10 protein-coding genes are annotated in these 10,574 nt (G+C 62.8%); all 10 read left to right on the top strand.

Going from position 1 to position 10,574, the window contains the following annotated elements; genetic code table 11:
* Positions 1 to 179: 179 nt before the first annotated feature.
* Positions 180 to 2,207, top strand: coding sequence for a conjugal transfer protein TraG (locus NKJ84_RS28915; protein ID WP_352509271.1), 2,028 nt, complete (start codon positions 180 to 182; stop codon positions 2,205 to 2,207).
* 120 nt (positions 2,208 to 2,327) lie between these two features.
* Positions 2,328 to 2,741 carry a CopG family transcriptional regulator gene (locus NKJ84_RS28910; protein ID WP_352509270.1) on the top strand — a complete coding sequence of 138 codons (414 nt, stop codon included), beginning with the start codon at positions 2,328 to 2,330 and terminating at the stop codon, positions 2,739 to 2,741.
* Positions 2,738 to 3,706 carry a P-type conjugative transfer ATPase TrbB gene (gene trbB, locus NKJ84_RS28905; RefSeq protein ID WP_352509269.1) on the top strand — a complete coding sequence of 323 codons (969 nt, stop codon included), beginning with the start codon at positions 2,738 to 2,740 and terminating at the stop codon, positions 3,704 to 3,706. The genes NKJ84_RS28910 and trbB overlap by 4 nt, the downstream gene beginning before the upstream one ends.
* Before the next feature lie 11 nt (positions 3,707 to 3,717).
* A complete protein-coding gene (locus NKJ84_RS28900) occupies positions 3,718 to 4,026 on the top strand; it encodes a TrbC/VirB2 family type IV secretion system protein (RefSeq protein WP_352509267.1) in 309 nt (102 codons plus the stop codon).
* Positions 4,026 to 4,298, top strand: coding sequence for a VirB3 family type IV secretion system protein (locus NKJ84_RS28895; protein ID WP_023680309.1), 273 nt, complete (start codon positions 4,026 to 4,028; stop codon positions 4,296 to 4,298). Before NKJ84_RS28900 ends, NKJ84_RS28895 begins: the two co-directional genes overlap by 1 nt.
* A complete protein-coding gene (gene trbE, locus NKJ84_RS28890; protein ID WP_352509265.1) occupies positions 4,292 to 6,742 on the top strand; it encodes a conjugal transfer protein TrbE in 2,451 nt (816 codons plus the stop codon). Before NKJ84_RS28895 ends, trbE begins: the two co-directional genes overlap by 7 nt.
* Complete coding sequence (gene trbJ, locus NKJ84_RS28885) at positions 6,739 to 7,464, top strand: P-type conjugative transfer protein TrbJ (protein ID WP_352473678.1); 726 nt, start codon at positions 6,739 to 6,741, stop codon at positions 7,462 to 7,464. Before trbE ends, trbJ begins: the two co-directional genes overlap by 4 nt.
* A gap of 36 nt (positions 7,465 to 7,500) precedes the next feature.
* The gene (gene trbL / locus NKJ84_RS28880; protein WP_352509264.1) at positions 7,501 to 8,823 is read left to right on the top strand and encodes a P-type conjugative transfer protein TrbL; all 1,323 of its coding nucleotides are present in this window, start codon (positions 7,501 to 7,503) and stop codon (positions 8,821 to 8,823) included.
* Positions 8,824 to 9,555: a conjugal transfer protein TrbF gene (gene trbF, locus NKJ84_RS28875; RefSeq protein ID WP_352509262.1), complete on the top strand. Its 732-nt coding sequence runs from the start codon at positions 8,824 to 8,826 to the stop codon at positions 9,553 to 9,555.
* Complete coding sequence (trbG, locus tag NKJ84_RS28870) at positions 9,545 to 10,573, top strand: P-type conjugative transfer protein TrbG (protein ID WP_352509261.1); 1,029 nt, start codon at positions 9,545 to 9,547, stop codon at positions 10,571 to 10,573. Before trbF ends, trbG begins: the two co-directional genes overlap by 11 nt.
* The last annotated feature ends 1 nt before the right edge of the window (position 10,574 follow it).

Raw genomic sequence — 10,574 nt, 5'->3', positions numbered from 1 at the left:
GGACGCGGTCGGCGCAGTCGTCGACCTCTTCACCCCAGCCGAATGCGCCAACTACTTCAAAGCCGCAGGATATGAACCGGATTAAACAGGACGTGCTCTAGTCGCACGTAGCGGCCGTTCGAATTCTCATCGCTCGGCGCGATGTTTGGTCCGTCTGGCCAGAAGAGCGGAGCAAGCCATTGACACCCACGAAGTTGCTGATTGGGCAGATCGCTGTCGTATTCGCAATTGTCATTCTTGGCGTGTGGACTGCAACCCAATGGTGCGCCCACATGCTCTCCTATCAGCCGTCACTCGGCGCACCATGGTTTGTGACAGTCGGCTGGCCGATCTACCAGCCGTGGAAGCTGTTCGAATGGTGGTTCCAATTTGACGCCTATGCGCCTGAGGTCTTTGACAAGGCTGGCATACTTGCCGGAGCCAGTGGGTTCCTGGGCTGTGCCGCCGCGATAGCTGGGTCCCTCTGGCGCGCACGGCAGCGGGGGTTGGTCACCACCTATGGGTCCTCACGATGGGCCATGAAGCTGGAAATCGAGAAGGCGGGGCTGTTTCAGCCGGCCGGCGTTTTCCTTGGCGGACTGAATTATCGCTATCTGCGCCATGACGGACCGGAACACGTCATGGCCTTTGCGCCGACACGTTCGGGCAAGGGCGTCGGACTCGTTGTTCCAACCCTTCTTTCCTGGACCGGCTCGGCCGTCATTCACGACATCAAAGGCGAGAACTGGCAGCTGACCTCTGGCTGGAGGTCGAAGTTCTCGCACTGTCTCTTGTTCAATCCGACCGATCCGAGATCGGCGCGGTACAACCCGCTGCTGGAAGTGCGCAAAGGTCCAGATGAGGTCCGCGACGTTCAGAACATCGCCGACATTCTCGTCGATCCGGAAGGCGCGCTGGAGCGGCGGAGCCATTGGGAGAAGACCAGTCATTCACTTCTAGTTGGCGCCATCTTGCACGTGCTCTACGCCGAAGAGGAAAAGACACTCGCCCGTGTCGCCACCTTCCTGTCGGACCCGCAACGCTCATTCGCTGCGACACTGCAGCGGATGATGACCACCAACCACCTCGGCACGGTGGACAAGCCCCAGGTCCATCCGGTCGTGGCCTCGGCGGCTCGTGAGGTGCTGAACAAGTCAGAGAACGAGCGCTCAGGCGTTCTCTCGACCGCCATGTCGTTTCTCGGGCTCTATCGTGATCCAACGGTGGCCGCGGCAACATCGGCCTGCGACTGGCGCATTGCCGACCTTGTGGATGCCGAGCGACCGATGTCGCTGTATCTGGTCGTGCCGCCGTCGGATATCTCCCGCACTAAGCCCCTGGTGCGATTGGTGCTCAATCAAATCGGCCGGCGGCTGACCGAGCGCCTGGAGGGCGATCCAAAGAAGAGCCGCAAGCATCAGCTCCTGATGATGCTGGATGAATTTCCGGCGCTCGGTCGGCTCGACTTCTTCGAGACTGCGCTCGCCTTCATGGCAGGCTACGGCATCCGCGCTTATCTGATAGCGCAATCGTTGAACCAAATCTCCAAGGCCTATGGCGAGAACAACGCCATTCTCGACAATTGCCATGTGCGGATTGCCTTTTCCTCAAATGACGAGCGCACGGCCAAACGCATCTCGGACGCGCTCGGTACCGCGACGGAACTCAGATCGATGCGTAACTATGCCGGCCATCGGTTGGCGCCCTGGTTGTCCCACGTCATGGTAAGCCGCCAAGAGACCGCTCGCCCCCTGCTGACGCCGGGTGAGGTGATGCAGTTGCCGCAGGCTGACGAACTAATCCTGGTTTCGGGATTGCCGCCGATTCGCGCCAAGAAGTTGCGTTATTACCAGGATCCGAATTTCACGGAGCGAGTGCTGCCTTCGCCGGTGCTGCGCGACGGTGCCTACGCGGATCGGCCCACGTCGCGCCCGGACGATTGGAGCGGACAGGTGCGCGGCGTGGATCGGCGTCTTGCTGGCGACGACGACAGTGCCGGCGCGGCAATCGAAGACGGAGGTGTCCAGCAGCAGCGCCATCCGGGCCTGCCCGAAGAACGGACCCTCGTCGCCCAGGAGCCTGATCATGGCGATCTGTTCACGCCCGCAGACGATGACTGCGAGACGCTCGCCGACAAGCGCGTCATGGATCGGATTTCCACCGCAGCACGTGCGTACGGCCTCAATGAGGGAATGGGCGACGACAAGGACATCGTGCCCGGCTTCTGAACGGCGCGCCATACGCGGGCGCATCTCAGCGTAGATAACGGCCGTAAGCGATTTCGAGGATCTCGACGATGCTCGTTCCCGTCGCCGGTGCATCAGCGCCGGTCAGAGGGAACAAGCAGCATGAAGCCCCACCGCATTCGTCACCAGTTTTTGCTTGGACCCGAGTTGAGCGAGAAGCTGGAGAACCTCAGCCGCAATCCATCGACCACCAAATCGGCCATTGTGGCGCACGCGGTCGAGGCCTTTATCGAGCGCCGTGGGGAGAATGAACTCGACCACCGCTACGGCAAGAGGCTCGACCGTCTTTCCCGTGACCTCGGACATGTCAGGCGCGATGTCGAGATGATCCTGGAGAGCCTGGCGCGCTTCATCCGCTTTTCGATCACGCTTCATGCTCACACGCCGGTGCCGGACAAGGCGACGCAAGCGATTGCCCAGGAGCGCTTCGAGAAGTTCGTCGAACAAGTCGGCCGCCAAATCGCTTCCGGGAAACGGTCACTTGGCACCGACGATCGCAGGGGAGGGGAAGGATGAGTTCTCATCCGGAAGCCGACCATCGCCGCCGCGCCATGCTGCGCACCGCCATGGGTCCGGCGATCACCGAAGCCCTTGCCGATGCGACCGTCATTGAGGTGATGGTCAATCCCGACGGTGCGCTGCGGCTCGACCGGTTGGGTGAAGGCCGGGTCGACACCGGCGTGCACATGCATCCTTCTGAGGCCGAACGCATCATCCGCCTGGTCGCCTCCCACGTGCGCGCCGAGGCGCATGCGGACAATCCGATTGTCAGCGCCGAATTGCCATCGGGCGAGCGCTTCGAGGGTCTGCTGCCGCCTGTCGTGCTGGGGCCATGCTTCGCCATCCGAAAGCCTGCGGCGAAACTCTACACGTTGGCCGACTATGTCGCCGACGGGGTCATGCTGCCGCTGCAGGCCGATGCGCTGAAGAAGGCGGTCCGCGAGCGGCGCAACATCCTGGTCGCCGGCGGCACGTCGTCGGGCAAGACAACACTTGCCAATGCGCTGCTGGCACAAGCCGCCGATTGCGACGAGCGGGTGATCCTGATCGAGGACACGCGCGAACTGCAATGCGCGGCGAAGGATTGCGTTGCCTTGAGGACGAGGCGGGGGTCGATCACGCTCGCCGATCTCGTGCGCTCGACCCTGCGGCTCAGACCCGACCGCATCATCGTGGGCGAAGTCAGGGGCGCGGAAGCCCTGGACATGCTGAAGGCATGGAACACCGGGCATCCCGGCGGCATCGCGACGGTTCACGCCAATTCGGCGCGCTCCGCTCTCTACCGTATCGAGCAGCTCGCCCAGGAAGCCGTCGTCACCGTTCCCCGCCGCCTCATCGCTGATGCGGTAGATCTGATCGTCTTCATCGCTGGGCGCGGATCCTCGCGCCGCATTGACGCGATCGCTGAGGTCACCGGTCTCGACAGCAGCGGTGATTACGCCGTCACCCCGCTCACGCTTCCGCAACTCCAGCAGTTTTGAAAGGTCACCTCATGCTCAAGAAGCTTCGCTTCCTTTCGTCCACCGGGCTCGCGTTTCTTCTCACCGTCCCGGCCCACGCAGCGGGCTCCGGCATGCCTTGGGAACAGCCGCTGCAGCAGATCCTTGAGTCGGTCCAGGGACCGGTCGCCAAGATCGTCGCGGTGATCATCATCATCACCACCGGCCTGACCCTTGCTTTCGGCGACACGGCAGGCGGTTTTCGCCGGCTGATCCAGATTGTCTTCGGCCTGTCGATCGCCTTCGCGGCATCGAGCTTCTTTCTCTCCTTCTTCTCCTTCGGCGGCGGGGCACTCGTCTGATGGCCACCGGAGAGCAGCATATCGAGGGTTTCGAAGTCCCCGTTCACAGGGCATTGACTGAGCCGATCCTGCTGGGCGGCGCGCCGCGAGCGGTGGCGATCCTCAACGGCACGGTGGCCGCGGCAATAGGCCTTGGCCTGCAGCAGTGGATCGCCGGACTGGCGCTCTGGATCGCCGGCCACACGCTCGCGGTCTTTGCCGCTCGCCGCGATCCGGACTTCGCCAGCGTGCTTGTCCGTCATCTTCGCCTGAAGGGGTGGCTTGCATGCTGAACCTTTCGGAGTATCGCGGCAAAGCCGATCGGCTGGCCGATCATCTGCCCTGGGCCGCTTTGGTCGCGCCCGGCATCGTGCTCAATAAAGACGGTAGCTTCCAGCGAACCTTCCGGTTCCGTGGCCCCGACCTTGAAAGCGCGACCGAAGCCGAATTGGTCGGCATCTGCGCACGAGCCAACAATGCGCTACGAAGGTTGGGCTCCGGATGGGGGTTGTTTTTCGAGGCCGAGCGCGTTGAAGCGCTGGGCTATCCGAGCTCGGCTTTTCCCGATGCTGCCTCATGGCTGGTCGATGAGGAACGGCGCGCGGCCTTCGAGGGCAAGGTCGCGCACTTCGAGAGTCGCTATCATCTGACCTTGGTCTTCATGCCGGCGCCAGATGGCCAGGCGCGGGCGGAAAGCGCACTGGTCGACTCGCATCACTCGGGAGGGGCTAGAGACTGGCGCCAGGAGCTGGCGTGGTTTCGCGACGAGACCGACCGCGTCCTGGATTTGCTGTCCGGCTTCATGCCGGAAGTGCGCGCCCTCGATGATGCCGAGACGCTAACCTATCTGCACGGCACAATCTCGACCTACCAACATCCGGTCGCCATGCCGGAAACGCCAATGTATCTCGACGGTGTTCTGGTTGACGCGCCGCTTACCGGCGGCCTGGAGCCGATGCTGGGTGAGCAGCATCTGTGCACCCTCACCATCCTTGGTTTCCCGAACGTCACCCGGCCAGGGATCCTCGACGCGCTCAACCATCAGGATTTCGCCTACCGCTGGATGACGCGCTTCATCCCGCTCGACAAGACGGAAGCCACAAAGACACTGACCCGGTTGCGCCGTCAGTGGTTTGCCAAGCGCAAATCGGTCGCAGCCATCCTGCGCGAGGTCGTGACCAACGAACCCGTCCCTCTCGTCGATAGTGACGCCGACAACAAGGCGCTCGATGCGGATGCCGCCCTTCAGGCATTGGGCGGCGATCACGTCGGCTTCGGCTATCTCACCACAACGGTGACGGTATGGGACCAGGACCGGCAGGCCGCCGCGGAAAAGCTCCGAGCGGTTGAGCGCATAGTCAATGGGCTCGGCTTCACCACGATCCGTGAAAGCATCAATGCGGTCGAGGCGTGGCTCGGCTCATTGCCCGGCCATGTCTATGCCAACGTTCGCCAGCCGCTCATTCATACATTGAACCTTGCCCATCTCATGCCGCTATCGTCGGTTTGGGCCGGTCCGGCGACAAACGAGCATCTCGCGAAAGTCACCCGGATCGAAGCACCGTCGCTTCTTGTTGCCGAGACCAGCGGGTCCACCCCGTTTCGGCTTTCCACCCATGTCGACGATGTCGGTCACATGCTGATCGTTGGTCCGACCGGTGCCGGCAAGTCGGTTCTGCTCGCGCTAGTCGCTCTGCAGTTTCGACGCTATGCCGGGGCGCAGGTCTATGTCTTCGACAAGGGCAATTCGGCTCGTGCGGCAACACTGGCCATGGGCGGAGAACACCACGCGCTGGGCGCGGATGGTGCGCTTGCCTTCCAGCCACTGAGCAATATCGGCGACCAGACTACTCGCAGCTGGGCGGCGGAATGGATAGCCGGCCTCGTTGCCCATGAGAATGTCAGCGTTACGCCGGAGGTAAAGGGGGCGATCTGGTCGGCACTCATCAGCCTTGCGGCTGCGCCGGTGCAGGAACGCACGCTGACGGGCCTGTCGGTTCTGCTTCAGTCCAATGGGCTCAAGGCCGCGTTGATGCCCTACACGCTCGACGGTCCCTTCGGCCGGCTGCTCGATGCCGATGAAGATCGGCTGGCTTTGTCGGATGTGCAGTGTTTCGAGACCGAAGAGCTGATGCACAGCCAAGGCGCTGTGCTCCCGGTGCTCACCTATCTGTTCCATCGTCTCGAGGAGCGGTTCGACGGACGGCCGACGCTGCTGATGCTCGACGAGGCGTGGGTCTATCTCGACAACCCTCTCTTTGCCGCCCGCATCCGCGAATGGCTGAAGGTGCTGCGAAAGAAGAACGTCTCCGTGATTTTCGCCACGCAGTCACTTGCAGACATCGCTGCCTCGTCGATCGCGCCGGCAATCATCGAGAGCTGCCCACAGCGCATTTTTCTTCCCAATGACCGTGCCGTGGAACCGCAGGTGCGGGCAGCCTATGAGTGCTTCGGCCTGAACGAGCGGCAAATCGAATTGGTCGCCCGTGCCACACCGAAGCGCCAGTATTATCTGCAGTCACGCCGCGGCAACCGCCTCTTCGAGCTCGGGCTCGGCCCGATCGCTCTTGCGCTCTGCGGCGCCTCTGATCCGGCCACGCAAGCTTTGATCGACAGCGTCCTGTCAGAGCACGGGCAGGACAGCTTTGCCTCCCGGTTCCTGAGTGCGCGCGGCCTCGATTGGGCTGCCGAGCTTCTCCAGCAATTCCCTCAACCAGACAAGGAGCAATCGTCATGATGCGGCGCCGCCTTCTCACCAGCCTGATCACCGTTTCCCTGATCGCAAAACCAATGGCCGACTACGTTCAGCCGGCCCACGCCCTGATCGTGTTCGATCCGTCGAATTATGCGCAGAACGTGCTGACAGCGGCACGTTCCCTGGAGCAGATAAACAACCAGATCCAGTCGCTTCAGAACCAGGCGACGATGCTGCAGAACATGGCGCGGCACCTTCAGCGCCTGGATTTTTCTTCCGTGGGCCAGCTCACAGGTTCGCTCCAACGGATCGACGGCCTGATGACCCAGGCCAGCGGCCTGAGCTTCGATCTCGACAAGCTTCAGAACCAGTGGCGTGTGCAATATCCGGAAAGCTACGACGCCACAATCGAGGTCAACGATGTGGCGAGCGCCGCGCGCGAGCGCTGGCAAAACGCCATGCAGGCGTTCCGCCAAACCATGAGCGCGCAGTCGCAGATCGTGGAGAACGTGCGGGCCGACGGCGACCTGCTTACCGATCTCGTCAACCGCAGTCAGGGCGCGGCAGGTGCCCTTGAGGCAAGCCAGGCCACCAATCAGCTGATCGCGCTTTCGACCAAGCAGCAGATGCAGATCCAGACGCTGCTCGCGACCCAGTTCCGGGCTGAAGCCGAAGATGCTGCCCGCAAGGCGCAGTCTGAGGAAGCCGCCCGCGAGACGACGAAGCGTTTCCTGGGCACCGGTACGGCCTATCCCGGCAACTGATCAGCAGTTCTTCAAGACAACGAGGAAGGCGGCGACATGAATGACCTCGGCGTCATTGATCGCTTCATGGAGACTTTTACCCGCTATATTGATAGCGGGTTCGGTCTGCTTTCGGGCGACGTCGCCTTTCTCACCACCATCCTGATCGGCATTGACATCACGCTGGCGGGCCTGGTCTGGGCGTTCGGCGGCGAACCCAATATTCTCGGTCGGCTCGTCCGAAAGGTGCTCTATGTCGGCGCCTTCGCGTTCATCCTGAACAATTTCAGAAGCCTTGCCGACATTATCTACCGCTCCTTTGCCGGGCTCGGCATCAACGCTTCGTCCGGCAATTTGTCCGCCGACAGTCTCCTGCGGCCAGGCCGCATTGCCGCGGCCGGCTTCGAGGGCGCCTGGCCGCTGCTCAATCAAGCGAGCCAGCTAGTCGGCTTTCCCGAGATTTTTGGCAACGCGCTGACCATCTTCGTGCTGCTTCTCGCCTGGTTCCTGGTCCTCATCGCCTTCTTCATCCTTTCCATCCAGCTTTTCATCACCATCCTGGAGTTCAAACTCACCACATTGGCCGGCTTTGTTCTGGTGCCCTTCGCGCTCTGGAACCGCTCGGCGTTTCTGGCCGAGCGCGTGCTCGGCAATGTGATCTCGTCGGGCATTAAGGTGATGGTGCTTGCCGTCATCGTCGGCATCGGCTCCACGCTCTTCGGCGAGTTCGCTTCCGCCCTGCAAGGCAAGGAGCCGGACTTGGCCGCGGCCATGTCACAGGTACTGGGCGCGTTGGCGCTGCTTGGGCTCGGCATTTTCGGGCCGGGAATTGCCTCGGGTCTTGTCTCGGGCGCGCCGCAGCTTGGCGCGGGAGCCGCACTCGGAACCACCGCGGCGGCCGCCGGATCAACTCTCGTTGCCGGAGGTGCGGCGCTTGCCGGCGCGCGCATGGCAACCGGCGGCGGTCTCGCCGCCGTTCGAGCCGGCACGGCCATGGGATCGGCTGCTTCCACAGCTTGGCAGATGGGGCGTGCAACATCGCCCGAGTCCGGCCTCTCCGGCGTAGCGGCTGGACTGCAGGGCGTTGCCGGCGCAGCTGGCGGCGCCGCGATGCGGGGAATGCGATCTGCAACAGAACCATTCCGGCGCAGCGCCGATGCCGGCCGCGATGCCGCCTGGACCGCGACGGGCGGCACGCCGACCGCATCAATGACCGGAAACCCTGCCGCGTCAGGTGCCAATGCCGCGCCGGCGTGGGCGAGGCGCTTGCGTTCCGAACAGACCGCGCGCGCCCATCGCCACGCCGCCACGCAGGCCGTCCGCGATGGCGATCGGGGTGGAAGCGGCGCCAACCCCTCTCTCAACGATAAGGAAGACTAGATGCTCTTCAAGCGACCAGTTCAACGTTACGGGAAGACGCCCCACCCCGTCACACCATACCAGAAGGCCGCCCAACTTTGGGACGAGCGCATCGGCACTGCGCGCGTGCAGGCAAGGAACTGGCGCCTGATGGCCTTTGGCTGCCTCGCTCTGGCCACCGGGCTCTCTGGTGGACTCTTGTGGCAGTCGATGCAGGGCCGCGTCGTGCCCTATGTCGTCGAGGTTGATCGTTTCGGCGAGGCGCGCGCCGTCGCTCCAGCAATCCGGGACTACGAGCCCACCGATGCCCAGATCGCCTGGCATCTCGGCCGCTTCATCCAGAATGTCCGCTCTGTTTCCACCGATGCGGTGCTAGTGCGGCAGAATTGGCTGTCGGCCTACGACTTTGCCACCGACCGTGGAGCCCTCTTTCTCAACGAGTACGCTAAGGCCAACGACCCGTTCGGCAAGATCGGGACGCGCAGCGTCTCGGTGCAGGTGACGAGCGTGGTTCGAGCGTCCGACAGCTCCTATCAAGTCAAATGGACCGAGCAGGTCTTTGAGCGCGGCAGCCTCGCCAGCACAACGCGTTGGACCGGGATCCTCACCATTGTGATCCGGCCGCCGAACAATACCGATCAGCTGCGCAAAAACCCGCTCGGCGTCTTCATCAATGCCATCGACTGGTCGCGCGAGCTCGACAGTGCCGCGCAGACTTCCGTTCCCCCAAAGGAGCCCGCCAATGATAAATAGACTCTCGTCGCTCCGCACTGCGCTGGTCCTGTCGACGTCGGCTGCGGTCATCTCCGCCTGTGCCTCGAAGCCGGTGCCGCCACCTCAGATTTCCTATGATGCTGCCAAGTTCCAACCGGCGGCAATCGAGAAGGCGCCGGAGAAGCCCATCAAAGTCGTGGAAGTGCCGAAACCGCTACCGCTGCCCGGCCAGTTGCAGCCCGAGCCGGGCAAGGCTGCTGAAGACAGGCGCTCGCCTGAAGAACGTGTCGCCGATGCCAACAAGGCGGCGACGCAGCAACCCACCAAATATGGCTATGTGAATGCGGTGCAGGTTTACCCCTTTGCCGAAGGCTTGCTCTACCAGCTCTATGCCGCACCGGAGCGCGTCAGCGATATCGCTCTGCAGTCAGGCGAGAAACTCCAATCCGTGTCGGCCGGCGATACAGTGCGCTGGGTAATTGGCGACACCGTCAGTGGCTCCGGCGATGACCAGCGCACCCATGTGCTGGTGAAGCCCTTCGCGCCAGGACTTGCCACCAATCTGGTGATCACCACGGACCGGCGAAGCTATCACTTGCAGCTTCAAAGCACGGATAAGACCGCCATGGCGGCAATCTCCTGGACCTACAGCGAGGACCAGATTATCGCGCTACGCCGGCGCGATGCGCAGGCCGAGGCTGCTATGCCAGTGGCGTCGAATGTGGCTCTCGAAAATATTCGCTTCCGCTATTCGATTACCGGCGACATGCCGCCCTGGAGGCCGACGCGCGCGTTCGATGATGGCAGCAAGGTCTACATCGAGTTTCCGCGCCGCATCGATCAGGGCGAGGCCCCGCCGCTCTTCATCGTCGGTGCTGACGGGGACAACCAGCTCGTCAACTACCGCATACGCGGCAACTATTACATTGTCGATCGCCTCTTCGCCGCGGCCGAACTGCGCCTCGGCGCCAAGCAGCAACAGGTGGTGCGCATCACGAGGACCGACGGCAGGCAAGCGCCGCTGCGGAAATTGCTCTTTTCGCGTTCCAGCAGGTGAG

Origin of the sequence: Mesorhizobium sp. M0048 (assembly GCF_040323405.1) — a bacterium.
In the GTDB taxonomy this organism is placed as follows: domain Bacteria; phylum Pseudomonadota; class Alphaproteobacteria; order Rhizobiales; family Rhizobiaceae; genus Mesorhizobium.
The sequence above is the reverse complement of the archived record's forward strand: the minus strand, read 5'-3'. Positions and strand labels throughout refer to the sequence as shown.

What these genes read in the sequence shown, in the direction of transcription:
- NKJ84_RS28910 (WP_352509270.1), top strand. Translation starts at nt 2,328, where the DNA reads ATGAAGCCCCACCGCATTCGTCACCAGTTTTTGCTTGGACCCGAGTTG.
- trbB (WP_352509269.1), top strand. Translation starts at nt 2,738, where the DNA reads ATGAGTTCTCATCCGGAAGCCGACCATCGCCGCCGCGCCATGCTGCGC.
- NKJ84_RS28900 (WP_352509267.1), top strand. Translation starts at nt 3,718, where the DNA reads ATGCTCAAGAAGCTTCGCTTCCTTTCGTCCACCGGGCTCGCGTTTCTT.
- NKJ84_RS28895 (WP_023680309.1), top strand. Translation starts at nt 4,026, where the DNA reads ATGGCCACCGGAGAGCAGCATATCGAGGGTTTCGAAGTCCCCGTTCAC.
- trbE (WP_352509265.1), top strand. Translation starts at nt 4,292, where the DNA reads ATGCTGAACCTTTCGGAGTATCGCGGCAAAGCCGATCGGCTGGCCGAT.
- trbJ (WP_352473678.1), top strand. Translation starts at nt 6,739, where the DNA reads ATGATGCGGCGCCGCCTTCTCACCAGCCTGATCACCGTTTCCCTGATC.
- trbL (WP_352509264.1), top strand. Translation starts at nt 7,501, where the DNA reads ATGAATGACCTCGGCGTCATTGATCGCTTCATGGAGACTTTTACCCGC.
- trbF (WP_352509262.1), top strand. Translation starts at nt 8,824, where the DNA reads ATGCTCTTCAAGCGACCAGTTCAACGTTACGGGAAGACGCCCCACCCC.
- trbG (WP_352509261.1), top strand. Translation starts at nt 9,545, where the DNA reads ATGATAAATAGACTCTCGTCGCTCCGCACTGCGCTGGTCCTGTCGACG.